This window comes from Corynebacterium sp. H113, assembly GCF_037572315.1.
Lineage (GTDB): Bacteria > Actinomycetota > Actinomycetes > Mycobacteriales > Mycobacteriaceae > Corynebacterium.
Genome location: NZ_JBBHKZ010000004.1, coordinates 89,533 through 114,298, shown reverse-complemented (window position 1 = coordinate 114,298; position 24,766 = coordinate 89,533). Strand labels below are relative to the sequence as shown.

Below are 24,766 nucleotides of genomic sequence, written 5' to 3'. Positions count from 1 at the left end.
TTTACTTGTCCTTTTCGTCTTCGTCTACGACCTCAGCGTCGACGACGTTGTCGTCGGCAGGTGCTTCGCCCTCAGCTGCGTCAGCCTGGGTTGCGCCCTGTGCTGCCTCGGACTCGTAGATTGCCTTGCCCATTTCCTGAGACTCGGTCGACAGCTTCTCAACCGCAGACTTGATTGCCTCGAGGTCGGTGCCCTTCAAAGCCTCGTCGACTTCCTTGGCTGCTTCTTCAACGCGGTCGCGGATTTCCTGGGAAACCTTGTCCTCGTTCTCGGAAGCGAACTTGCGGGTCTGGTAGGCCATGGACTCTGCAGAGTTACGGATTTCCTGCTCCTCGCGGCGCTTCTTATCCTCTTCTGCGTGAGCCTCGGCGTCCTTGATCATCTGGTCGATTTCTTCCTGCGAGAGGCCGGAACCGTCCTGGATGGTGATCTTGTTTTCCTTGCCGGTGCCCTTGTCCTTCGCGGTGACATGAACGATGCCGTTTGCGTCAATGTCGAAGGTGACCTCGATCTGAGGAACGCCACGTGGTGCTGGAGCAATGCCACCGAGCTCGAAGGAGCCGAGCAGCTTGTTCGCAGATGCCATCTCACGCTCGCCCTGGAAGACCTGAATCTGTACCGAAGGCTGGTTGTCCTCGGCGGTGGTGAAGGTCTCGGAACGCTTGGTTGGGATGGTGGTGTTGCGCTCGATCAGCTTGGTCATCACGCCGCCCTTGGTTTCGATACCGAGGGACAGTGGGGTGACGTCGAGAAGCAGAACGTCCTTGACCTCGCCACGCAGAACGCCTGCCTGCAGAGCAGCGCCTACTGCAACAACCTCATCTGGGTTGACACCCTTGTTTGGCTCGCGACCGCCGGTCAGCTCCTTGACCAGGTCAGAGACTGCTGGCATACGGGTGGAGCCACCAACCAGAACAACGTGGTCGATGTCAGACACAGGGATGTCAGCGTCTGCGATGACCTGCTGGAATGGCTTGCGGGTACGATCCAGGAGATCCTGGGTGATGCGCTGGAACTCAGTGCGGGTCAGGGTCTCGTCCAAGAACAGTGGGTTCTTGTCAGCATCAACGGTGATGTATGGCAGGTTGATGGATGCCTGCTGCGAAGAAGACAGCTCGATCTTTGCCTTCTCTGCTGCCTCGCGGAGACGCTGCAGAGCCATCTTGTCCTTGGTCAGGTCAATGCCATTGGAGGACTTGAACTTCTCGACGAGCCAGTCAACGATGCGCTGATCCCAGTCGTCGCCGCCGAGGCGGTTGTCGCCTGCGGTTGCGCGAACCTCAACAACACCGTCGCCGATTTCCAGGAGGGAAACGTCGAAGGTACCGCCACCGAGGTCGAATACCAGGATGGTCTGGTCCTTGTCGTTCTTCTCCAGGCCGTAAGCCAGAGCAGCTGCGGTTGGCTCGTTAACAATACGGAGAACGTTCAGGCCGGCAATCTGGCCTGCTTCCTTGGTTGCCTGGCGCTCTGCATCGTTGAAGTATGCAGGAACGGTAATAACTGCGTCAGTGACGTCGTCGCCAAGGTAGGACTCTGCGTCGCGCTTCAGTTTCATCAGCGTACGAGCGGAGATTTCCTGAGCGGTGTACTTCTTGTCGTCGATCTCGACGGTCCAGTCGGTGCCCATGTGGCGCTTTACCGAGCGGATGGTGCGGTCAACATTGGTAACTGCCTGGTTCTTTGCCGACTGACCAACCAGAACTTCGCCATTCTTCGCGAAAGCTACAACCGAAGGAGTGGTACGCGAACCTTCAGAGTTCGCAATAACCTGAGCTTCGCCACCTTCCAGTACCGAAACACAAGAGTTCGTAGTACCGAGGTCAATACCTACTGCGCGTCCCATAGTGAAAACCTTTCTAGAGTCTGCGTCGCGGGTTCGGTGTGAGCGGGAGCTTTACGACGATTCTCGCCCCTAAAGCTCCGCGCCGACCGAGGCGACTGTTAGTTCTTTGAGCCTTTCGCACTCAAGTTTGCCTGGAGGGTTTCAACCTGTCAAGTAAACCTGAGTGCGCGTGACTCAACCTTTCACTATGGACAACGGGACGGGTTGCACAGTTGTTCCCAGGGGACTCAAGTTTGAGGTGTGATTTGGGTTACACCAGAAGAGAGAGGTGCCTAGCCTATGAGTTCAAAACGCAACTCGCAATCAGATGATCTAGCTGACGAACATCAATTTCACGACCAAGCTTGATCTTGATGTGCCCGGCACGAGTCCACAGCTCCATCTCCGAGTTGAAGTCCAAGGTTCCTGCATTCTCGCTAGACCACATATTGATTGCCGTGTATGGCAGAGAATAGACCTCGACCTTCTTACCCCTCATACCCTGGGCATCGCGGATGATGAGACGCTTCGTCGTAAAGATTGCCGAGTCACGGAAGGTCGCAAACGCAGCGACAGGTTGCTCACCTTGGACCATGAGATTTCCCACATCAGCTGGAATCGGGATTGGACGCATGAGTGTCCAGGCAGTGATCGCAGCAGTTTCCATTAAATTCTCCAGTCTTGGATTCGCCCATTGAATATGTGCGAAATGAATTGAAAGGCGCACGTCTAGTAGGCGAAAACCGGGATCTGTTTCTAGGAGTCAGAAGCGAACCGATCATCTGCACTATCAGTGACAAAGCAACGATAGGCCAGCGCATGGATTCAACATCGCTGTCCTAGAAAAGACGTTCTAAAGGGCTGGATTGGGAACGCAAGATGGCTGCTTCCTCCACCATATCTAGCCACCCTCGCCCATCGCGGACACACCCCACAACCTATTCCGCGAACCGCAGCGACCACGCCACGCGAATCGTCGCGTTATCAACGTCGTCGCCAAAGCGTCCGTACATACCCTCCAGCTCGTCCGGATCAATATCCTCGGGCAACGACACAAACCGCGGCTCAAACTCCTCGTCCGTCAACGAACACGTCTTAATCCGATCAACCCGGAACGTCCGCCAATCCTCGCGCAACTCATCCCATGCCAGCACATAAGGCCTGTTCAGCACCACAGTTTTCGCGGGATGAATCACGCGCGCCGTCGGCTCATCTTCCCTATTTCCATACAGCATCGACACCTTCTTCTTCTCGACGATCGCCCTCTCCAGCACCCCGACATGATTGTCGAAACAATCCTCGTCGGTCAGGTAGTCCTGAATAGACGTGTCATCTGGCCCTGGCGATCCCGGCACACCAAAAGCCTCCGAGACTTGTTCGACCGCTTCGATCGACGCGGCTTCCCACAACGCACTTTTCACCGACTCAACCTCATCCCACAAACCACCGTCACGCTGCCATGCCTGGGCAACTCGGCACCCCAGCAATCCGGCACCAATCTGGTCTTCGCTTAGAGGAATCCATTCAGTTCCCTCTTCGCGACGTTCCACCGCCCATTCATCGTCGCCCCGTCGATAAATATTGATGCCATAAGCCCCGTATATGTCCTGCACCCGCTGCTCCAGACCATTCGGCCCGGTCCTCAGCTTTGACATCAATTCGACCGTCGAGCACGACGTACGTTCAGTCAGATACCGAACCGCCACCGCATTGTGATCGATCTCTGGATTTCGATAGCACCGTGACAGCGCCCGCGTTCGCCTCTGTGCCACTTGTTTCGGGGCAAGTTCAGGAGTCCTCACCCTCATTTCGCGATCAAATACCCGCAGCACGTCCTCATACTCATCCGTCATGATCGCCTCATCGCTGATCCCCAAACCACAGTTATCAAACAACCCGGCCACATACTTTCCGCTCAGTTTCTGCAGCGCACGCGCCACTTCGACGGAACCATCACCATGCTGATCCGCCTGCTCCGCCAACCATTCCGGGCATGGCAGCAGTGCTATCGCGCGCTCGTCGTCAAGCGTGACCTGTACCGAAAGAAATGCCGTATGAGTGAACGGATTGCGGTGCAACTGCGGGAACTTTACGACGGCAGCCCCCAGAAAAACCTCTCCGTATTCTGAATCGGCGCAGCACCGATCGGCACCGACTAGCCCTGCGAGCGAAGCTGGCATCTCGTCGATGTCGGTGTAGAAGTTGCAGTCCACGGCGGCGTAGAAGTTCACGCCGGTGCGTGCGGGGTCAAAGATGAGGGCTGCTCCCCAGGACAGCGCCGGCAAGGACAAGCCGAGGGTGCACAAAACGTGCCTGCTGGAGATGGTCATCGGCTGGGCGAGAGTCCACGTCGCTGCAGGGTTGTCTTCGAAAGTGCCCGCTGGAGAGTCAGCTGCGAGAAATGACGACAGCCGGTTCGTGGACATTGACATCGCACTGGCTGGAGGCCGCTGAAACTGCCAGAAGAGCCCAGAATTGCTGGTGAAGTCGAAGCCCAGACACCCTGCGACATCGGACATCGAGTAACCGTACGAGAAATCCCAGGCAGTTCCGGCACGACGCTCGCTCACTGACATCGAATTTGCAGACGGCAAACCGCCTTGGATTTGCGCCCTGGTGGGCAACACGTAGGGGTCCATGATGACTCTGCGCGCTACTGACGACGAACCGGTCAATTTACTACGCACTACTGGCGAGAAGTGACCCGTGAAGAGGACCGTGCCGTGGATGACAGAGCCAACTGGGTACGGCGAGAAGTGCTCAAACTCGCCGGCCAGAAACGGGTGTTCGGCGCAAAAGTTAAGGACTCGACCACATGCGAACTCGACCTGCAAGAACCAAAACTCAAGATTAGTCGTCTGGTTGCGCAGCTTCGTCGCCCCCACAATGATGCCTGTTAGCTCGGCGATTGGGCCACAGAGGAAATCAGTGAAATCAACATCCTCGACCGCATCCGCATAGTCGATGTCGGATTCAAGGGTGACAATCAGCGTGGATGCTTCAAAAAGGCCGATCAATTGGAGCAGACCGAACCTCGCCTTATCTTCTGTGTAAGAAACCCCCGTGTCAGAGCCCAGGAAGTCATGCTCGCCTGGATTGAGCGGTACATACTGTATAGAAAGTGCGTGCGACTCTGGTGCGTATTCCTCGTCGATAGCATCAATATCGAGGTCAAGATACGGAGCAGAGTCACTGTGACAGGCTGCAAAATGGTGGTCTTGCGCGGTCAACAGCCCTTCGTCGTTAAGAAAGCAGGTCGCAAGTCGAGACATCGGTGACTCATCCGGCTCCGTTGCGACAAAGGTGGGCACTCCCCCGTCGTCAGCTAAGAATCCATAGCGAATTTCGCTAAGCCCTGCGGTGATAGCGGCACCGGAATCGTCGCCGATCATGCGCATGAGTAGCGGGACGACACCTCCCCGCTCGTTATCATCGACGGCATCGACGAAGGTAACTTCGCCGAACCCGAAATGCCCCTCTAGATCGCCGAAACAGCGATGAGCTGAATCGGAGGTTAGGGTGAATCCCACCGCCGACGCGAAGCGATCATTAATGAGCATGGTGGCTCCTTCCACGAAGCATCCGGGCTGTCGCAATGGACTTTCGCAATGGGCCTTGAATTCAGCCTTGCTGTCACCCGAAAGGTATCTAGCTTCGCGGATTCACCAACCCACTATTCGAATGCTTTTTCGCTCTTACGATGATGCGGAAGCCACCTGAACACCCATGGTGCCGCCAGAATTACGACAGCTAATACTGTGGCAACGCCACCTAGCCCAATGGTCCAGCCTGCAATAACTGCAATCGGCGCGATGATTGTCATACCAATCTCGAAAGGCGCGAATCCGATATATGCCACGCCGTATTCGTTCAGCGTGCCCGACTTCAGCTTCGGATCGACGATCTTCAGCAGTGCAATACCCGTCGCGACGGCTGCCGTCGCCCAGCCCCATCCGAAAATGCCACGCTCAAGCCAGTGTTCTCCGAAGAAGACAGGTGCGACGAACATCAGGAAAATCGCACAGTAAGCAACGCCCAGCACAAACAGAACGATCAATGGCACCAAGTAGTCAGCCAGTGCCTGCGGGACAATGGAAGCGATGCCGAACGCAATCAAATAATCTGTCGACGCGCCGGAAATGGACTTCATTGTCTCTTTATCGAAATACTTCGGCTTGCGAAGCGCCTTCAGCAGTCCCATGCCAATACCACCAAATACAAAAGACACGGCGAAAAGTGGAATGGAGACGTTGGAGAACATCGACGTAATCCACTGGTTGAACAGGTACGCCACCATCACGGTGAATGCCAGCACGCCCACATGCAGGGCCAGAGAGTCAATGGCGGACGGGTTCGTCGTGGCGCGACCAATGGATGGTCGTTCCTTTTCCTCATCGATGTAGCCAGAGCGCATTTCCCACGGAAGCTTCGCTGGCATAGACATGGTCTTGCCGCGCTTCACTCCCCAACTGGTTGCAATCAACCCGCCGACGATCGCTGCCAAAGTACCCACCGTTGCCGATGTGAATCCCAGCGAGCTGGCAGCATCTGCGCCGATACCTTCCAAAGACGACCCCACTGCAGCCGCAGTACCGAACCCGCCGACGAAACCGACTGGCAGCATCATGCCGAACCAATCATCGGTTCCCCATACCGGAGCGAACAAGAATGCTCCGAGCAGAATGAACAGGCCCCATTGGCCGAGGAACATGCCCGTTGAGTAGGACCACATAGTCCTGGCGCCACGCCGCACGCCGCGGTCGAAGGTCATTGAGAAAGGCATTGCTGCGAACACAACTGCAATCAGCAATGTGGTGTAGTCGCCCAAATTGTCGGAAAATCCGATCCACCCCAGAATCTCGGGGCCAAGAATCAGACCGAGGAGGCCCGCAACAATCGGGCTTGGCAGGAGGAGCGCCTGGAACAGTGGGATCTTCCGCCTCATTACGGCGCCGATCAGCATCAGCAGCGCGATCCAACCCACGTCGGTCAGCATCGTAAACGCTGTGAATTCCATGTCGCTCCCCACTTAAAACTTGCTATGTGCCCGCTGTTCACGAACCTGTTACCACAGTTAACTTTATATAAACCTCGTTCCCCTCATCACATAACCGTGCCAATGTCACACATGTCACCGCCACCGTATACCCGCACCGTTACTGACGATTAACTTTTTCAGCTCATATTCAGCCATAAGTTATGTGAGTATCCGTCGTCCGTGATACAACTCACAAGAGAACAATTTTCACTCAGCCCCTCACCGTTAGGTCTGTGTGCTGCACTATTAGTGACGTCGCAAAGCATTCAACGCAAGCGACCGACTGGTGGTATAGAGCAAGACCGACCGGTGAAATACCCAGGTTGGGTAGAGAATTTCCAGCCAAGTTCGCGGTGACGCTCAGGAAACTGGTCGTCGCAAACGCATGTAAGGAATGTCATGAGCGTGCTAAACCTCGCCGCCGAAGCAGCGGGCGACCCGGTAACCAGCAATGGTTTCACCGTGGCCGTCGGTGTTATCGGTGTATTGCTGTCACTCCCCTGCTGGTTCATCTTTATTAAGGGCTTCACTCATATGGTGAAGACCATCATGGTGGGCCAGAAGACCTACGGGCATACGGGCGAATGGGGTGCTCGTATTTGGACGATGATCCGCGAGATCGTCGGCCATACCAAGATGGCAAAGAAGCCGGGTGTCGCTATTGCGCACTGGTTTGTCATGGTGGGCTTCCTCCTCGGATCACTCGTGTGGTTCGAGGCATATATTCAGACATTCTGGCCAGCAGGTGGTTGGCCAATCCTGAAGGACCTCACTGCATGGCACTTCATTGATGAGATCCTGGGCCTCGGCACGACGCTGGGTATTCTGGCGCTGATCATTGTCCGCCAGACCAACAAGGGCAAGGAGCGCCTGAGCCGCTTCTACGGCTCCGATGCAAAGGCTGCGTACTTCGTTGAGGCTGTTGTCCTCATCGAGGGTCTGGGCATGATGCTGGTGAAGGCTGCGAAGCTGGCCACCTATGGCGACCCACACCACGACAACGTCTGGAACTGGGCGAACTTCGTCACTGGTGGCATCGCGCAGATCCTTCCGGCCTCCGCCGAGATGGTGTCCATCTTCGCGCTGATCAAGCTGCTGTCCGGCATGGTCTGGCTGTTCGTTGTTGGCCGTAACCTCACGTGGGGTGTTGCATGGCACCGCTTCCTGGCATTCGCGAACATCCTGCTGAAGCGCAACGCTGACGGCTACAACGCACTTGGCGCTGCAAAGCCAATGACCTCCAGGGGCGAGATCCTGGAGCTCGAAGAAGCAGATCCTGAAGTCGATTCCATGGGTACCGGTGTCGTTACCGACCACTCCTGGAAGGCTCTGCTGGACTTCTCCTCTTGTACCGAGTGTGGTCGCTGCCAGGAGCAGTGCCCGGCGTGGAACACCGCGAAGCCACTGTCCCCTAAGCTGCTGGTCAACCGCCTACGCGATCACGCGTACGCGTCTGCTCCTTACCTTCTGGGTGGGGACACTGAGAACGAGCTCGTCGCAAAGCCATTGGTAGGCGACGACGATGCCGGTGTCATCGACCAGGACGTACTGTGGTCGTGTACCAACTGTGGTGCATGTGTCGAGCAGTGCCCGGTTGATATCGAGCACATTGACCACATTGTGGATATGCGCCGTTACCAGGTGCTGGTGGAGTCGGACTTCCCGACGGAGCTCGCAGGTCTGTTCAAGAACCTCGAAACCAAGGGCAACCCGTGGGGCCAGAATGCGTCCACGCGTGCGGACTGGATTGATGAGGTCCGCAAGGATGGAGTTGTTGTTCCAGTATGGGGCGAGGATGTCGAGAACTTCGACGACACCGAGTACCTGTTCTGGGTCGGTTGTGCCGGTGCTTACGACGACAACGCCAAGAAGACCACCAAGGCCGTCGCAGAGATGCTGTACACGGCAGGTGTGAAGTACGCGGTTCTCTCGCAGGCTGAGGGTTGTACTGGTGATTCGGCTCGTCGCGCGGGTAACGAGTTCTTGTTCCAGATGCTCGCTGAGCAGAACATTGAGCAGCTGAGCGAAGTCTTCGATGGTGTACCACCGAAGCAGCGCAAGATTGTTGTCACCTGTGCGCACTGTTTCAACACGTTCAAGAACGAGTACCCAGAGCTGGGTGGCGTGTACGAGGTTGTGCACCACACCAAGTTGCTGAACAAGCTGGTTCGCGAGAACCGTTTGCAGCCGGTTGCATCGGGTCAGGGCCGTCAGGTGACGTACCACGATCCGTGCTTCTTGGGCCGCCACAACAAGGTTTTTGAGGCTCCTCGTGAACTGATCGGTGCATCTGGCGCGAATCTTGTGGAAATGCAGCGTAACCGCGATACCGGGTTCTGTTGTGGTGCTGGTGGCGCACGCATGTGGATGGAAGAAACCATCGGTCAGCGCATCAACGTCAACCGCACCGAAGAGGCACTGGGCACTGGCGCCGACGCGATTGCGATTGGTTGCCCGTTCTGTAAGACCATGATGTCCGACGGGGTGAATAACCTCGTCGAGGATGATGAGAAGAAGCCTGAGGTCCTCGACATCGCTCAGATGTTGCGTGACTCTGTACTTGTCGACGGTGTGCTGCCCGAGCCTCGCTCCCCTGAATGGATTGCACAGCCAGAACGTGGCTACGTCGATCCAGTGAAGGCTGCGAAGGAAGAGGAAGAGCGTCGCGCTGCTGAAGAAGCGAAGGCTGAGGCTGAGCGCAAGAAGGCTGAAAAGAAGGCAGCGAAGGAAGCTGCTGCTAAGGAAGCCTCCGCTAAGGGTGACGCTGGTGCTGCTGGTGCTCCGACACCAGGTAAGAAGGCCGCTGCTACGGGCGCTGGTGCTGCGGTAGCTGCAGGTGCGGCTGCTGCTGGCGCAGCTGCCGCGGGTAGCGCGAAGAAGGGTGCTCCAGCACCGGGCGGCGCTCCAAAGCCAGGTGGCGCGAAGGGTGGCGCTCCTGCTCCAGGTAAGAAGGCGGGAGCTCCGGCACCGGGTGGCGCTCCAAAGCCAGGCGGCGCGAAGGGAGCTCCTGCACCAGGCGCGGCCAAGGGCGGCACCCCAGCCACAGGTGGCGCACCGAAGCCAGGTGGCGCGAAGGGCGCACCTGTTCCGGGTGGTGCCAAGAAGGCTGCGCCGGCAGCTCCAGCGGCTGCTCCGGCTACTGAGGCTGCTGACTCCGCTCCTGCAGAGCAAGCAGCACCAGCACCTCAGAAGGTTGGCGGTGCGCCGGTTCCCGGCGGTGCTCGTCGTGGCGCTCCAGTTCCGGGTGGCGCAAAGAAGGCTGCTGCTCCAGCGCCTGCACAGGCATCTGCACCAGCTGAGACTCCTGCTGAAGCACCTGTCGACGCACCCGTCGTCGACGCACCTGCTGCAGTAACCAAGGCTGACTCCGGCGTGAGCGCTGGCGCAGTTGCTGCGGGCGCTGCCGGTGTCGCAGCTGCGGGCGCAGCCGTTGGTGGAATCTTGGCGGCGTTGCCTCGCAACGACCGTGGTGTTCCATTGCCAGGCTCTGCTCGCAAGGCATCGGCGGGAGAAATCTCGGCCGCTGCTGCACCTGCTGCGACGCCTGCACCTGCTGCGACGCCTGCACCTGCCGCCACTGAGTCAGGAGCCCCTGCCCCATCGGCTCCTACCGAGGCAGAAACACCTGCAGAAGGCCTCGCAGCCGAAGAAGCAATCGCTCCTGAGGAAGCCGATGCTCAGCCAGAGGCCTCCCCAGAAGTAGCTGCCGAAGCTGAAACTGCTTCGCCTGCTGCAACTCCAACTTCTTCTGATGTTGGCGCAGCCGGTGTGGCTGCTGGTGCTGTGGCGGGTGGCGCCCTTGCATCGTTGCCTCGCAACGAACACGGTGTGCCAATCCCAGGTAGCGCTCGTGGTGTAGTTGCTTCGCCAAACGTTGGCGGCGCAGCTCCGGTTGCAGAGTCTGCACCAGTCGCAGAGTCTGCTCCAGTTGCCGAACCAGCTGAAACAGTCGAAACTTCCGCCGAGGATTCTCTTGCCGACGACGCCCCGGCCCAGGGTCTCGCCTCCGAAGAGGCAATCGCGCCGGAAGAGGCAGAAGCCGAGCCAGAGGTTTCCCCAGAAGCTGACGCAGAACCAGCCGATGAAGCTGTCAGCTCCGACACCGTCGCTGACACCGTCCGTGATGCAGCAAGCGGCATCTTCGCATCGTTGCCTCGCAACGAACACGGTGTGCCAATCCCAGGTTCCGCCCGCCGGAACGGCTAGTCCTCCGTAACGAGGATCACCGCCAATCCCACACACAAAACCCGACTGAGGGAATTCCTCTCAGTCGGGTTTTTACTGTTCGGGCTACGTCGTCGCAAAGCAAACGAGGTTTAGAACTTCCTCGCTCCCCATGCGAAGATCGCGCCGGCAACGTTGTGCCACACGGCAGCGATGGCACCTGGGATCGCAGCTTCCGGAGCGAAGAACTTCGCAGACATGCCCGATGCAAGACCGGCGGACTGGGTTGCGACCTCGATGGCGGTGGTTCGACACGCGGCCTTTGGCTGCTTCAATACCGCCGCCGCGCCGTATCCGAGCACGTAGCCGAGCAGGTTATGCAGAACCACGGCGACAAACACAATCAGGCCGACATTGACGAGCTTCTCCGACGCATTCGCCACTGACGGGAACACGACAGCGCCGATGCCCAGAATCGAAAGCCACGGCAGAATCGGCAGGATGCGGTCGACGAAACTGTTGAACAGCACTCGAATCACCAATCCGCCAACAACCGGAATCAACACTGTCTGAGCCAGAGTCCACGCGATACCAGGCCCATCGACCGGAGTCTCCGCATTAGCGAGCACCAACATGATTACCGGCGTGACCAGTGGCGACAGCAGCGTCGACACTGATGTCATCGCCACCGACAGCGCAACGTCACCCTTCGCCAGGTACGCAACAACATTGGATGCGGTACCACCCGGCACCGATCCAAGCATCAGCAGACCGACCGCGAGCGCTGGGTTCAAACCCAACAGCTTTGCGACGGTCACCGCCCCCAAAGGCATAATCACAAACTGCGCAACAACACCGATACCAATCGGCCACGGCCTGCGCGCGACTTCTTTAAGATCAGGGATTGTCAGCGTCAGGCCCATGCAGAACATGATGAACGTCAGCGCCGGCGTGATGTAGTTAGCCATTGGCTTGAATACATCAGGGAGGAAGAACGCTGCGATGGCTCCCACCAGGATGAAAATGGGGAACGCCCAGACGGCGATCGCTGCGGAGCGTTCTTCTGCTTCTACGGGCTTTTCAAGTACTTTTACGTCTCCACTAGATTCCATGCAGTGAGATTAATATCCCACAGGTCGGGAATGCAACTCTATTTAGTGGTTTTTACTTCGCGCGCTCAGCAGTTTCCAGCAGCCCAATGCCCCACATACCCCAACTACCCCACGCGCCCCACCCAAAAGTGTGCCCGCGATCCCCTGAAACACCCGAATACCAAGCCAAATGCTTCCATTCCTACATAAAGGTGGCATGCTTGGACGGGTGAGTTCGAGCAAAGAGTCTTCAAGTGAAAAAGTAACCGCCACCACTGCGTCTGACGATTCCGCGACCGCAGAAACTGCCACCGCGGGTTCCGGTACGGATCACCTCTCTCCGCAAGATGTGAAGGAAATGGCGCTGAAAAAGTCGGCAGATCTGCTCAAGGCCGCCCGTGCTGAGCAGACGCGCGCGTCGACAGCTGAACAGACGCGCGCTGCCCGCGCTGCTTCGCGACGCAACATTAAGGCTCCTCGTCGCACGCCACTGAAGTCCCTCGATCAGTCGAACAAACTGAAGAATGTGCTCTACGACATTCGCGGCCCAGTGTCGACGCTTGCGGAGCAGATGGAGGCTGACGGCCACCGCATCATGATGCTGAACACCGGCAACCCGGCGAAGTTCGGCTTCGATGCGCCTGACACCATTGTCCAGGATATGGTTCGTGCGCTGCCGACTGCGCAGGGTTACTCCTCGTCGAAGGGTATTTACTCGGCACGTCGAGCTGTCGTCACGCGCTATGAAATGGTGCCTGACTTCCCGCGTTTCGATGTCAACGATGTGTGGCTCGGCAATGGTGTGTCGGAGCTCATTTCGATTGTGACGCAGGCGCTCTTGGATGAAGGCGATGAAGTGCTGATTCCTACGCCGGACTATCCGCTGTGGACGGCGGCGACAACGCTCGCGGGTGGCACTGCCGTGCCGTACATGTGCGACGAGGAGCAGGATTGGGCTCCTGACCTGGAGGATATTCGGTCGAAGGTGACGCCGCGGACGAAGGCGATTGTCATCATTAATCCGAATAATCCGACGGGTGCGGTGTATTCTCGCGAAGTTCTTGAGGGCATTGTGGAGATTGCACGTGAGCATTCCCTGCTGCTTTTGTCCGACGAAATCTATGACCGGATTCTTTACGACGATGCCCAGCACATCTCTACTGCCGAGCTGGCTCCGGACTTGCTGTGCATTACGTTTAATGGTTTGTCGAAGACGTATCGTGTCGCTGGTTACCGTGCGGGTTGGATGGTGTTGACTGGTCCGAAGCGTCATGCCGAGGGCTTTATCGAGGGCATCAATTTGCTGGCGTCAACGCGATTGTGTCCGAATGTGCCTGCTCAGCATGGCATTCAGGTGGCGTTGGGTGGATACCAGTCAATTGAGGACTTGATTCTTCCGGGTGGTCGTTTGCTGGATCAGCGTAACGCCGCGTGGGAGGGTCTGAATGCGATTCCAGGTGTGAGTTGCGTGAAGCCGATGGGTGCGTTGTATGCGTTCCCGAAGTTGGATCCGAATGTCCATGAGATTCATGACGACGAGAAGTTGATGCTGGATATTCTGCGTGAGGAGAAGATCCTCATGGTGGGTGGCACTGGTTTTAACTATCCGACGCCGGATCACTTCCGTATTGTGACGTTGCCGTGGGCGAGCGAGCTTCGTGAGGCGATTGAGCGTTTGGGCAATTTCTTGGCAAGTTACAAGCAGTAGTTCCTAGTGTCTGTCCGTTTGGCGGTTCGCTTTTGGCCTGCGAGTTTCTCCTTGACTGGGGGTTAGTGATGAAGGAGGGGCGCCGTGGATTTCTCCACGGCGCCCCTCCTTCAGCTTTGGCTAGTTGGCGCTAGCGTTGGCTTATACTTATGTGGTCATCTTCTTGCGGGTAACTACTGCTGCACCGATTAGTCCGAAGGCTGCGAGCAGGATTGGTCCGAAGCCGATTCCGCCGGTCTTTGGCAGATCGCCGACCTGGTAATTCGCCAAGGTGATAACGATATTGTCACGAGAACCCTCCGACTTCACATATTCGACGGCAGCGGGAACAGTATTGTCATCATTCAAAATGGTGACAATGGACTTTGGATTGCCAGCAGAATCAAGAACCAGGATGCCAGAGGCGTTGCGCTCATACGTCACGCGAATCTTGATTGGCTTCGGCAAAAGCGAGAACCCAGCCGGAGACTGCGTCTCCAAGATGTAGTAGTCGCCTTCGACAAGACCCGGAGACCTGTACATCATTGAAGTCGCGTCATACACCAACTGCGCAGGCTTACCAGCGACCATGGCGGGATCACCCATGGTGCCATCCGGGTTCACAGTGCGAATATCAAACTTCGCATCCTCCAAAGGCTGGGTAACCTGTTCTCCATCAACAAAGCCAACCTTTTTCAGAGCAAAGTGCACGTCCGGCAGCTGCTTATTGATCACGGTACAAACCACTGGACCGTAGACATCGACATTCACTGAGAAACCAGTCGCAGAATTAGGATCATTCGCAGAAGCGAGTGGCTTATTCCAACGCGTGCACGTCGCACGCTGACCATTCTGCAACTCCAAGCTGTAGCCAGCCTGCTGAGTTTCCTTCACCAAGACAGGAGATTTTGGCGGATTATTCGGATCGATAATCTGGTTGGGGTTCACCAACTCAAACTTCCAGAACGCCGAGCCTTCTGCGTCGGTGTGCTGCACAGGATCGCTGGTGTTCTTCAAGGCTCCTGGAATTGCAGTTGCGTTGAACTCCCAGTTACCACCATCGATTAGTGTGCCGTCAAGGAGCCTGACCTGCTTGTTTACAATTAGCGAGGACTCACACGCTGCGAGAATTCTTTTCGAAAGCATGCTTGCCAGTGTCGAATAGTCGGCGATCCTGTACCATTCTTCATTCTCTTTCGGACCAGAAATCCACGTCAACATATCGAGCGTGTTTCGGGTCTCGCGGAATGAGCTGTTGTCATTGTAAACGTCGGCCGTTGGCTTCATACCGACACCAATGGTTTCGACTCTGGTACCCGCCTTTTTCAGGAGATTAGCCGCCTTGATGGCACGATCAATATCGCTGACGTGAGTGGTATAGCCAACATCCGAGCTACCTTCGTACGCCGTCGGCTCTCCATCCGTAATTACGTAAACAATGTCGTACCCCTGCCCGATGGCCTCCCCGATACCACCTTCCCAGTTGGTTCCGCCCCGTTGACTGTTCGTTGCCAGATGCAGGTTGTTGACTTTTGTATTCAACGTTGTGACGTTTGCAGAAACACCAAGATCAAGAGCGTGCGACCAATTAGTACTGTTGCCATCTGCTGGGGCATCCGTCGCAAAGTTGTAGACGCCAAGTTGAGTAGGAGTTCCCGCCAATTTGTTGATAATTTCGGTTCCTGCCCTCTTAATATTGGTAAGACCAGTTGCTCCGATTGAGTTCGACACGTCAAAGACGAGCGCGATCTTTTGGCCGCAGCGTGGCTGAGCTGCTGGATTAGGCAAGGGCTGAGTCAGGTAGCTCGGAGCTGTTACAGCAGTACCTGTAGGCAAAGAACCACACGCCGAGACAACACCAGATGTGTACTTACCTGTGGTGTACTCATATAGGTAACCATAGCGGTCATATGCAGTAGCAGTTGTCGGATATATATTGCCATCCGGCACATCCCAAACGCGGATTTTCACAGTGTAGCCAGGATCTACAGCCACGGGCGCAGGAAGAGTAAAAACCATATTATTGCCGCTACGAACCCACGTAATCTGCTTCCACGAGAAAGTCTTGACCAGATTTCCGCTTGCGTCATAGACATAGCCCGTTGTGTTCGGGTGGCTCGACGGATAGATCGGATTCGTATGGTTTACAGCCAGCGTTAGCTGGTTAATGGTCCCCTTCACACCTGAGGTGAAGCTAATGTCCTGGCCATCGTAGTAGTTGTAGTAGCCGTAATAGTCAGTAGAACCATCCGTTTGACGCGAGTTATCCGTCCAGCTCGTACCTTTAATATCCACGCACGTAGACGCGGTATCCGCCATCAACGCAATATCAGGCGACGCTACTTTGTCACTCGACTTCGCAGCGACGCTCGATGAAGCAGCACTCTGCGTATCCGTCGACGAAAAAGGCATCGAATCTGCCATCAATCCGATCTCTGACGAATCGACAATTGGATCAATTTCAGGTGACGCTATTGGATCTTCAGCCACTGGCGCAGGCGCAACAGAATCCTGAGCTGGATCAGGTCTAGCTCCATTTTCTTCAGCGATAGCCGCAACCTCTTCAACTGGCATTGCTTCGAGAACTTCAGGCTTCGTCTGGAAGTTCACAAAGAAAGCCTCTGCACCCGGCTTCCCTTCTGGAACCTTGACATCCTTTGCAACCACACGCAGCAGTTGTCCTGGGTCCACGTGCACATACTGTGCAAAAGTGATTTCTACTAGTTGCTCATCACGCACGAACCATTGCGCTTGCACATCCTTTACTTCCCGATCTCCCAGGAAGAATGACGATACCCATGCACCCGGTTTCATTCCGTGTGGCTCTGCAAAATTTACGACGATCCGGTCAACATTTTGCACCGCCTTGAACCTTGCGTCGATCATCCATTCGTTATCTCCCCATGCACTCGCCACTCGGTCGATCAGCGCGCTGTCCAGAAGGACTTCATGCTGACTGTCCCCGAGTCTGCGGTAGCCATCAGGTAGTTCGGCATCGAGATTTTCGCCCGAGAGATCGGCAGGAGCTTCAGCCGTAGTGGTTTCTGCCGGCGTAGGTGTTTGCGAAACTGGAGATTCATCTGGCGCCATTACCTCTACAGGAGCAGACACTTCCTCTCGCACAGGTACTTCCTCTGGCACAGGCAATTCCGCCGGAGCAGGAGCTGGTGCTTCTACCGTCTCGGTCACAACTTCTTCAGCAGAAGTTGCCGCCGGATCACTACTCGCCTCCTGCGCACCCGCAGCAGGCACATCCAATGCCGAAGACATTGCAAACACGAGAATAAAACTCAGCAAGAACGCCACTATCTTGCGAGACCCATCATGCCTGACGGCTACATCAGACGAGCGCCTCATTAAAGGGCCTACAAAGTCCGGCACGTCGATACCTTCCCAACTACTATCGCTAAAGCTCTAACAACCAGAAGCTCGGCGACTAGGCAATCGGAGAGCCAGCGTGTTGTTCTACGCCCGAACAATTGCCAACTGCGGGGAGAACGCACTCAAGAACTATTCGACGGGTTCATCAACTACATCGACTGACTTTGAAAAAGCGTTACAAGGGCGCCAGCCCATCACTCGATTTTGTGAGCAACGCCACCAACCCAGCACAAAACCCTGGAGAGAAACGACTCCAGAGTCTGCTCGTCGTAATGCAATAATGCCAGCTTCAGAGGGTACTACCCACGCCCCAACGCAGTGACATCCCAACCAGCGTCCAACCATGCAGCCAGTGGCAGGCAGTTGCGACCATCGATGATCTTCTTCGTCTTCACCAATTCGCCAGCAGCAACCGGATCCAGCTCCTGGAATTCCTTCCACTCTGTTGCCAGAACAACGACCTCGGCGTCCCGCAAAACGTCCTCAATCGAATCTGCGTAGTCCAGGGTTGGGAACAAACGGCGCGCATTGTCCATTCCCTCCGGGTCGTACACGCTTACCGCTGCGCCACCGAGCGACAGCGAGCCAGCAATGGACAGAGCTGGTGAATCACGAACGTCATCAGAGTTCGGCTTGAACGACGCACCCAGCACTGCAACCTTGTGGCCCAGCAGCGAACCGCCACAAATGCGCTTTACATCGCCCACGACCTTTTCGCGACGACGCATATTAATGGTGTCCACCTCACGCAAGAACGTCAGCGCCTGGTCCACGCCCAGCTCACCGGCACGAGCCATGAAGGCGCGAATGTCCTTCGGCAAGCAGCCACCACCAAAGCCAAGGCCAGCATTCAAGAAGCGGCGTCCGATACGCGCATCCATACCAATCGCATCAGCCAGCACGGTGACATCTGCCCCTGTGACCTCACAGATCTCAGAGACGGCGTTGATGAACGAGATTTTCGTCGCCAAGAAAGCGTTGGCAGAGACCTTGACCAACTCCGCGGTCTCCAAATTGGAAATCACCAGTGGAGTGCCAGACTCCAGGATTGGTGCGAAGCACTCGCGGAACGCGGCCTCGGCAGGAGATTTACCATTGGACTCACCAGCATGAATGAACTCGTCACGCAGACCAAGCACCATACGATCCGGGGTCAGCGTATCCTTCACCGCAAAACCCTCGCGCAAGAACTCAGGATTCCATGCAACTTCAATGGACGTGGTGTTGCGCTCGATCTCGCCAGACGAAACACGCTCGGCCAAGATCGTGTCCGCACGCTCCTGCAGACGACGAGCCGTCCCCACCGGAACCGTCGACTTACCCAAAACGACGTGATGACCAGTTACGCGCCTCGCAAGCTCATCAATAACTGCATCCACATACCTTACATCCGCCGCGAAAGAACCCTTTACCTGCGGAGTTCCCACCCCAATGAAATGCAAATTCGCGAATTCAGCAGCGCGGTCATAGTCAGTCGTGAAATCAAGACGTTCGGTACCGATATGCTTTTCCAGCATTTCTGGAAGGCCCGGTTCATAGAATGGCACCTTGCCACTTGCAAGGGTTTCGATCTTTTGAGGGTCAACATCGACACCCAAAACCTCGTGCCCCAGCTCCGCCATCGACGCAGCGTGCGTAGCTCCCAGATAACCAGTTCCGATAACCGTCATTCGCATAGGACTGATTATTAAGTACCTATGAAAGTCCCGCCACTTTGGAGAAACATTTGATAATACAATTCACACAAACGGGTGTAGACGTTACTTTCAGGTAAACAAGAAATGTACAGAACTACACAAATAATTGACGTGGAGTAGTCCAAGTACCTATTAGTTGGTCGCGTTAGTCGCTCGCGTTAACCGGTCGCACCCAGCCAATCCCGCGCGATCAATTCAGCACCAGCCTTCTCATCTCCCGACGAACGCAAATTCATCGCCGTCAAGTCCTCCGTCGTCATTCGATCTGCAACGCTTCGCAGAGTCTGCCGCGCCGACTGATCAAGCACGCCCTTACGCACCAGGGCCACCACATTCTGAGCTGGAATGAGCTGCTTCGGATCCTCTAACGTCACGACGTCGACAGGCGCACCCACCGTATCGCGCAGTGGCGTCGTTGTGTAAATATCCGCCACGTCCACCGCACCATCAGCAAGCGCGCGAATAGTCAGCGGACCGCCCGAATCGCCGTATCCCACCATCTCAATGCGGTTTTCCGGCACCCCATACAGCTCCGCCAACCCTTGCGGACCATATGGCTGCTGCGCCAGCTCCGGCGCACCACCAATCCGAATCTTTGCGCTTGTGCTTTGCGACGACTCGTCCCCCAGGAGCTGCCGTACATCAGCAAGGCTGCGAATGTCATGCTTTTCGGCAACACTGCGCAGCATTCGGTAGGCATCCTTTGACTCTGCTTTCGCCGGTGCCACTACTTCAAATTCCGGTGGAATGTTCTTGCGCAGAGTAGCGAGCACTTCGTCCGGTTTCGCTCCCTTCGATACTTCACCGTAATAGGACGCCAAGTTGCCCGAGTATTCGGGAACGATGTCGATAGAGCCTTCTGCCAGCGCAGCCAAATACACATCACGAGCGCCAATCTGCGGCACAACCGTCACCGCATGGCCAGCATCCTTCAATGCCAGCGCCCAAATTCGCGCAATAATCTCTGATTCCGGGAACATCGCCGACCCAATACGGATCTCTCCTGGTTTTCGGTTCGCCGGGTCAGCAGGGTCGAGGCCACACGCGCTGAGTACCGACGCTGAAACACCACCCGCGAGAAAAAGCGCTGCCCGCGCAGAAGAGGATAGGAAGCGTCGTCGGGAAAGTCCCGCTTGGTGTACGTTCATGATCTCTTCCCCAGTCGCAATCCAGCTGGCGTGAACGCGCGTTCTGCCTGCGAAAACAGTGCGTCCGATATAAGTGCCAGGACAGCAACGATGATCGCCGCGCCCAGCATGATGCCGTAGTCGCGCACAGCCAGGGCATCCAACAAGTATCGACCCAAACCACCAAGGCCAAGGTAGGCGGCGACGGTGGCCGTTGCTAAGACCTGCAACCACGCGGAGCGGAGTCCGCCAACAAGGACCGGCATCGCCAGAGGCAGCTCAACCGACGAGATGACTTGCCACGTCGAATGACCCATCGCATACGCAGCGTCGATAGTGGAGCGATCGATAGCCCGAAACCCCGATGCAGTCGCAGCCAAGATCGGTGGAACTGCGAGGAACACAAGCACAATCGTTGCCGGAATCAACGGCATGGTGATGCCAGCGGGAATGATCAGGGCCAGAAACGTCAGCAAGCCAAGGGTCGGCATTGCCCGGAAAATACCCGACACACCAAGCACCACAGCCTGTCCACGGCCTGTATGCCCCACAAAAATGCCCAGACCGATGCCGATAATGGCAGATAGGAACGTCGCCAAGAATGAGTAACCAAGGTGCTCGGCGATGCGCATGCCGATTCCGGAATCGCCAGACCATGACGACGCCGTCGTCAGCCAGGACCAGGCTTGTTCGGGAACACTCTTCTCAGGGACGCTCATGCCGTCACCTGCTTACGCGACCACGGCATCAACGCAGCGCCGAGGGCAACCAAAATGCCATCAAAAACGAGCGCAACAAGCGCCGTGCCCAGGATGCCGGCCATGATCTCGGTGGGAAAACTGCGGTTAAAGCCATCCGTGAAGAAGTAGCCCAAACCATGCACACCGACCAGGGAACCAACACTGACCAGCGACACCGTTGATGCCGACACCACCCGTGCACCTGCCAACAGCACCGGCCCAGCAAGTGGCAATTCCACTCGCGTGACCTGGCGGAGCGGAGAATAGCCAATTGCGGTTGCAGCATCTCGAGTCACGCTAGGCACAGCGCCGAAAGCATCGGCGGCGGTCCGAGTCATCAGCGCAATTCCATACGCAGCCAACGCCACTTGCAGATTCAACGGCGACAACACCGACGTGCCCAACACCAACGGCAACATCACGAACATCGCCAGTGACGGAATCGCATACAGCAACCCCGTGCCCGACGTAATAACGCCACGCAATCTCCGGCTTCCCGATGCCCAAAACCCAAGTGGCACCGACACCAATATCGCAGCAATAATCGGTGGAACCGCCAACACAATATGCGCCCAGGTCAAGTCGATAATCTGATGAATATTATCGACGTACCACGACCACCGAATCATGACGAGACACCCCGAGCGGTCGAGGGCGCTGTGGGGTCAGAGTCGTCGTTAAGCTGTGGCACCGCAGACTGTGGCGAAGCAAGCACACCCGCAACGCGACCGCGCGCGTCGAGCACTCGCGAACCATCGATGTGCAATTGCCGGGAATCCGCATCAATGAAGTCGCGCACGAACTCGTTCGCAGGATTCTCAATGAACTCGTTGGGTGGGCCCTGCTGAGCAATTCTGCCACCCTCACTGAGCAATACGACCTTGTCTCCGAGGTGGAACGCCTCACCAATATCATGCGTCACAAACAACACCGTGCGTCCAAGCTCCCGCTGCAGACGCTTTACCTCAGCCTGCAACTCCCGACGAACGATCGGATCAACGGCAGCAAAAGGCTCATCCATCAGCAAAATCCCGGATTCCGCAGCCAACGCGCGAGCCACACCCACTCGCTGTTGCTGACCGCCCGACAACTGCGCCGGATACCGCTTGGCCACCGCCGGATCAAGCCCCACAACTTCAAGCAATTCCATCGCCCGGTCGCGCGCTTTACGACGGGACCAGCCATTAAGGCGCGGCACCGTCGCCACATTGTCTACGACCGTCCGATGCGGCAGAAGACCCCCATTTTGCATGACATAGCCGATGCCACGACGGAGCTTCACAGGGTCGTGACCATCAATATCTTCACCATCAATGAGAACCCTGCCCGAAGTTGGCTGCACCATCCGATTGACCATGCGCAGCAACGTCGTCTTGCCACACCCCGAGGAGCCCACAAACACCGTCACCGCGTTCCGCGGAATATCTACATCGACGGACTCCACGACCGCGGGACCAGCGCCATAGGTTTTCGAGACACCCTCAAAACGAATCGCAGGCGTAGACCGATCAGACTCCCCTGATTGGCCAGTTGGCGTTGGCTGGGCTGCAGTCATGTGTGCAACGTTAGCAACGTCGCTCGAGCTGCCGTGGGGATTCGTCGTAAAGCGTGATCTAACGGAAGTTCAGGTAGGCCTTCGACGGCGTTGGACCACGCTGTCCCATGTACTTTGAGCCGAGCTTGCCTGTGCCGTACGGCACTTCCGCCGGCGATGTCATGCGGAACAGCGCGAGCTGCCCGACCTTCATGTTCGGCCACAGCGCGATTGGCAGATTCGCCACATTCGACAGTTCCAGCGTGATGTGCCCCGCGAAACCCGGATCGATGAAACCGGCCGTCGAGTGCGTCAACAGTCCGAGCCTGCCTAACGACGACTTCCCCTCCAAGCGCCCCGCCAAATTCGTGGGGATAGTGAAGTATTCAAGCGTCGATGCCAGGACAAATTCGCCCGGATGCAGGATAAATGCCTCACCTTCGGGCACTTCTGTCAGCGAGGTCAGCTCTTCCTGAGGCTGCTTCGGATCGATGTGCGTGTACTGCGAGTTATTGAAGACGCGAAAGAACTTGTCCAACCGCACGTCAATGGAAGACGGCTGAATCATCTCCGGGTCAAAGGGCTCGATGCCGAGACGCGAGTCGTCGTCAGCAGAGATAGCAGCACGAATATCACGATCTGAAAGAAGCACGTAGCCAGCATACCTTCTATATATGTGCCGTACGCGAGCGGTATGTGATGCGGGCGACAGCAGTCACCGTTGTTTGGGCTATGCGTGACGTGGGCGGGGCGCGTGGGCGATGGCGCTATTTTTACCGAAATAGCTCGAGTGCTACATTGAAAATAGGCCAAGCGCCTGGGCGTAATGCCACTTGCCGATGTAGTTCAATGGTAGAACTTCTGCTTCCCAAGCAGACAGCGCGGGTTCGATTCCCGTCATCGGCTCCAATGTCTTTCTGACCAGCAATTTGACCGTGCAAGGATTCCTTGCACGGTCTTTTTCGCTTTATCGGCGCTATTGGTCGGCGCAGGGGTCGAACTCCCCTACCCCACCGACTCACCCAACAGCTCGCTCACCAGCGTACCGACCCGCCGCTTGATCTCATCCCGGATCGGCCGCACCGCCTCAACGTTCTGACCAGCAGGATCGTCGAGCTTCCAATCCTCGTAACGCTTGCCTGGGAAGAACGGACACGTGTCGCCACATCCCATCGTCACGACTGCATCTGACTTTTCGACGGCTTCCGTCGTCAAGATTTTCGGCCTTTCTGCCGCGATATCGATGCCCTCTTCGTGCATCGCGGCGACTACCGCGGGATTGAGCGAATCCGCCGGCACAGACCCCGCGGAGCGAACCTCGACGCGCCCGCCGGACATCACGCGAGCATATGCGGCCGCCATCTGGGAGCGCCCAGCGTTGTGAACGCACACGAACATGATTGATGGCTTGATCAATGGTTTCGTTGGCTGGGCAGATGATGGATTCTCCGACATTTCGGCCTCGAGTTTCTCTTGTGACGGCTTGCAAGCTTGCGACGATTTGCGACGATTCTTGGTCGTTACGGCAATTGTGACGAATAGCGACGTACCGCGCCGAACAAGCAGGAGCATCCTACGCCGTCGCAACCAGGAAAACCCCTGCGCAGTGTCGCGGAACTGCCCTAAGCTGGCAGTATGACAGCTCCGGATTCAATGCTCATTGCTTACGACGGCTCCGACGAAGCCAAGCGCGCCCTGGATTGGGCGAGCAAGGTCCTCTCCGTCAAGACCGCCTATATTCTGACCGCCTGGGAACCACTGCAGCGCCAAGCCGCCCGCACTGCTGGCGCATCTGGAATGATGCAGCCAGACTGGGATTCTTCCACCGTCGAAGAGGATCCCGCCCAGGTAGAGGCAAAGCGCGTGTGCGAAGAAGGCCTCGATCTGGCCGCCAAAGCCGGTTTTCAGGCCGAGCCATATCTCGTCCAGTCCGAGACGACCATTTGGTCCGCGATCGTCGACGCTGCGAATCAGCTCGACGCGAGTGTCATCGTCTCCGGTACGCGTGGGATGTCCGGATTGCGTGGTTTGCTGTCGACGTCGACGGCAGATGCGATCGTGAAGAATGCCGGTCGCCCCGTTCTGATCTGCCCGCCAGAAAAGAACTAGCAACACCGGCTCCACCCACCCCAATAACCCCAATAGTGCGCAGCAACCCCAGTAATTCCCAAGAAAAACTGAGCTTTGTCTGACAAAAACTTCCCAGTAGTAAGTTTTATGGTCTACAGTCAGAACCATTCGTCATGACCCAAAGATCCACAAGGGAGTCGCTCATGCCTTACGAGACCGCCTCAGAACCTCGTCGTACCGCAGGCCCAGCACTTGCTAGCGCACTCGTGGGCGCACTTTTCGGCGGTGCTGCCATCTTCGGCATTGCGCAGGTCGCATCCGAAGACGAGCTTCCAGAAGCTCAGGCCATTTCTGCCGACCAGGCTCTGCTTGGTGGCGTTGAGTACGGCCAGCGCTAGGCAGTCGCTAGACA

17 protein-coding genes and 1 tRNA gene are annotated in these 24,766 nt (G+C 56.7%); 5 read left to right on the top strand and 13 right to left on the bottom strand.

Features of this window, described 5'->3' with window-relative positions; genetic code table 11:
* Position 1: 1 nt before the first annotated feature.
* From dnaK to WG938_RS08810, 4 genes are all read right to left on the bottom strand, one after another.
* A complete protein-coding gene (gene dnaK, locus WG938_RS08825; protein WP_339979794.1) occupies positions 2-1,846 on the bottom strand; it encodes a molecular chaperone DnaK in 1,845 nt (614 codons plus the stop codon).
* A gap of 277 nt (positions 1,847-2,123) precedes the next feature.
* Positions 2,124-2,492: a PH domain-containing protein gene (locus tag WG938_RS08820; RefSeq protein WP_339979793.1), complete on the bottom strand. Its 369-nt coding sequence runs from the start codon at positions 2,490-2,492 to the stop codon at positions 2,124-2,126.
* A gap of 271 nt (positions 2,493-2,763) precedes the next feature.
* On the bottom strand, positions 2,764-5,385 hold the full coding sequence (locus tag WG938_RS08815) for a helix-turn-helix transcriptional regulator (RefSeq protein WP_339979792.1): 2,622 nt from the start codon (positions 5,383-5,385) through the stop codon (positions 2,764-2,766).
* A gap of 113 nt (positions 5,386-5,498) precedes the next feature.
* Positions 5,499-6,842, bottom strand: a complete 1,344-nt coding sequence (locus WG938_RS08810) for a sodium/glutamate symporter (RefSeq protein ID WP_339979790.1) — start codon at positions 6,840-6,842, stop codon at positions 5,499-5,501.
* A gap of 420 nt (positions 6,843-7,262) precedes the next feature.
* Between WG938_RS08810 and WG938_RS08805 the strand changes: the two genes are divergently transcribed.
* Positions 7,263-11,069, top strand: coding sequence for a heterodisulfide reductase-related iron-sulfur binding cluster (locus tag WG938_RS08805; protein WP_339979788.1), 3,807 nt, complete (start codon positions 7,263-7,265; stop codon positions 11,067-11,069).
* 110 nt (positions 11,070-11,179) lie between these two features.
* Here WG938_RS08805 and WG938_RS08800 read toward each other — a convergent pair whose 3' ends face one another.
* Positions 11,180-12,139: a bile acid:sodium symporter family protein gene (locus tag WG938_RS08800; RefSeq protein ID WP_339979786.1), complete on the bottom strand. Its 960-nt coding sequence runs from the start codon at positions 12,137-12,139 to the stop codon at positions 11,180-11,182.
* A gap of 337 nt (positions 12,140-12,476) precedes the next feature.
* On the opposite strand from WG938_RS08800, the gene WG938_RS08795 reads away from it, so the two are divergent.
* Positions 12,477-13,826, top strand: coding sequence for a pyridoxal phosphate-dependent aminotransferase (locus WG938_RS08795; RefSeq protein ID WP_445292916.1), 1,350 nt, complete (start codon positions 12,477-12,479; stop codon positions 13,824-13,826).
* A 147-nt stretch (positions 13,827-13,973) separates the two neighbouring features.
* On the opposite strand, the gene WG938_RS08790 is transcribed toward WG938_RS08795, so the two are convergent.
* The 7 genes from WG938_RS08790 to dcd form a co-directional block, all read right to left on the bottom strand.
* On the bottom strand, positions 13,974-17,075 hold the full coding sequence (locus tag WG938_RS08790) for a SpaA isopeptide-forming pilin-related protein (protein ID WP_339979782.1): 3,102 nt from the start codon (positions 17,073-17,075) through the stop codon (positions 13,974-13,976).
* A 410-nt stretch (positions 17,076-17,485) separates the two neighbouring features.
* The gene (locus tag WG938_RS08785; RefSeq protein ID WP_339979781.1) at positions 17,486-18,862 is read right to left on the bottom strand and encodes a UDP-glucose dehydrogenase family protein; all 1,377 of its coding nucleotides are present in this window, start codon (positions 18,860-18,862) and stop codon (positions 17,486-17,488) included.
* Between the two features lie 179 nt (positions 18,863-19,041).
* The gene (locus WG938_RS08780) at positions 19,042-20,031 is read right to left on the bottom strand and encodes an ABC transporter substrate-binding protein (protein ID WP_339979779.1); all 990 of its coding nucleotides are present in this window, start codon (positions 20,029-20,031) and stop codon (positions 19,042-19,044) included.
* Positions 20,028-20,729: an ABC transporter permease gene (locus WG938_RS08775; protein ID WP_339979778.1), complete on the bottom strand. Its 702-nt coding sequence runs from the start codon at positions 20,727-20,729 to the stop codon at positions 20,028-20,030. Before WG938_RS08775 ends, WG938_RS08780 begins: the two co-directional genes overlap by 4 nt.
* Positions 20,726-21,379, bottom strand: coding sequence for an ABC transporter permease (locus WG938_RS08770; protein ID WP_339979777.1), 654 nt, complete (start codon positions 21,377-21,379; stop codon positions 20,726-20,728). The genes WG938_RS08775 and WG938_RS08770 overlap by 4 nt, the downstream gene beginning before the upstream one ends.
* Positions 21,376-22,305 carry an ABC transporter ATP-binding protein gene (locus WG938_RS08765; RefSeq protein WP_339979776.1) on the bottom strand — a complete coding sequence of 310 codons (930 nt, stop codon included), beginning with the start codon at positions 22,303-22,305 and terminating at the stop codon, positions 21,376-21,378. Before WG938_RS08765 ends, WG938_RS08770 begins: the two co-directional genes overlap by 4 nt.
* Before the next feature lie 58 nt (positions 22,306-22,363).
* Complete coding sequence (gene dcd / locus WG938_RS08760; protein ID WP_339979775.1) at positions 22,364-22,936, bottom strand: dCTP deaminase; 573 nt, start codon at positions 22,934-22,936, stop codon at positions 22,364-22,366.
* Positions 22,937-23,119: 183 nt separating this feature from the next.
* Between dcd and WG938_RS08755 the strand changes: the two genes are divergently transcribed.
* Positions 23,120-23,193, top strand: a tRNA-Gly gene (locus tag WG938_RS08755).
* 96 nt (positions 23,194-23,289) lie between these two features.
* Here WG938_RS08755 and WG938_RS08750 read toward each other — a convergent pair.
* Positions 23,290-23,739, bottom strand: a complete 450-nt coding sequence (locus tag WG938_RS08750) for an arsenate reductase ArsC (protein WP_339980045.1) — start codon at positions 23,737-23,739, stop codon at positions 23,290-23,292.
* 180 nt (positions 23,740-23,919) lie between these two features.
* Here WG938_RS08750 and WG938_RS08745 point away from each other — a divergent pair, with 180 nt between their 5' ends.
* Positions 23,920-24,393: a universal stress protein gene (locus WG938_RS08745; protein WP_339979774.1), complete on the top strand. Its 474-nt coding sequence runs from the start codon at positions 23,920-23,922 to the stop codon at positions 24,391-24,393.
* 164 nt (positions 24,394-24,557) lie between these two features.
* The gene (locus WG938_RS08740) at positions 24,558-24,752 is read left to right on the top strand and encodes a DUF2613 domain-containing protein (RefSeq protein ID WP_339979772.1); all 195 of its coding nucleotides are present in this window, start codon (positions 24,558-24,560) and stop codon (positions 24,750-24,752) included.
* Positions 24,753-24,766: the final 14 nt, after the last annotated feature.

What these genes read in the sequence shown, in the direction of transcription:
- WG938_RS08780 (WP_339979779.1), bottom strand. Translation starts at nt 20,031, where the DNA reads ATGAACGTACACCAAGCGGGACTTTCCCGACGACGCTTCCTATCCTCT.
- WG938_RS08810 (WP_339979790.1), bottom strand. Translation starts at nt 6,842, where the DNA reads ATGGAATTCACAGCGTTTACGATGCTGACCGACGTGGGTTGGATCGCG.
- WG938_RS08790 (WP_339979782.1), bottom strand. Translation starts at nt 17,075, where the DNA reads ATGTCTTCGGCATTGGATGTGCCTGCTGCGGGTGCGCAGGAGGCGAGT.
- WG938_RS08770 (WP_339979777.1), bottom strand. Translation starts at nt 21,379, where the DNA reads ATGATTCGGTGGTCGTGGTACGTCGATAATATTCATCAGATTATCGAC.
- WG938_RS08820 (WP_339979793.1), bottom strand. Translation starts at nt 2,492, where the DNA reads ATGGAAACTGCTGCGATCACTGCCTGGACACTCATGCGTCCAATCCCG.
- WG938_RS08805 (WP_339979788.1), top strand. Translation starts at nt 7,263, where the DNA reads ATGAGCGTGCTAAACCTCGCCGCCGAAGCAGCGGGCGACCCGGTAACC.
- WG938_RS08750 (WP_339980045.1), bottom strand. Translation starts at nt 23,739, where the DNA reads ATGTCGGAGAATCCATCATCTGCCCAGCCAACGAAACCATTGATCAAG.
- WG938_RS08740 (WP_339979772.1), top strand. Translation starts at nt 24,558, where the DNA reads ATGCCTTACGAGACCGCCTCAGAACCTCGTCGTACCGCAGGCCCAGCA.
- dnaK (WP_339979794.1), bottom strand. Translation starts at nt 1,846, where the DNA reads ATGGGACGCGCAGTAGGTATTGACCTCGGTACTACGAACTCTTGTGTT.
- WG938_RS08765 (WP_339979776.1), bottom strand. Translation starts at nt 22,305, where the DNA reads ATGACTGCAGCCCAGCCAACGCCAACTGGCCAATCAGGGGAGTCTGAT.
- WG938_RS08800 (WP_339979786.1), bottom strand. Translation starts at nt 12,139, where the DNA reads ATGGAATCTAGTGGAGACGTAAAAGTACTTGAAAAGCCCGTAGAAGCA.
- WG938_RS08775 (WP_339979778.1), bottom strand. Translation starts at nt 20,729, where the DNA reads ATGAGCGTCCCTGAGAAGAGTGTTCCCGAACAAGCCTGGTCCTGGCTG.
- WG938_RS08795 (WP_445292916.1), top strand. Translation starts at nt 12,477, where the DNA reads ATGGCGCTGAAAAAGTCGGCAGATCTGCTCAAGGCCGCCCGTGCTGAG.
- WG938_RS08745 (WP_339979774.1), top strand. Translation starts at nt 23,920, where the DNA reads ATGACAGCTCCGGATTCAATGCTCATTGCTTACGACGGCTCCGACGAA.
- WG938_RS08785 (WP_339979781.1), bottom strand. Translation starts at nt 18,862, where the DNA reads ATGCGAATGACGGTTATCGGAACTGGTTATCTGGGAGCTACGCACGCT.
- WG938_RS08815 (WP_339979792.1), bottom strand. Translation starts at nt 5,385, where the DNA reads ATGCTCATTAATGATCGCTTCGCGTCGGCGGTGGGATTCACCCTAACC.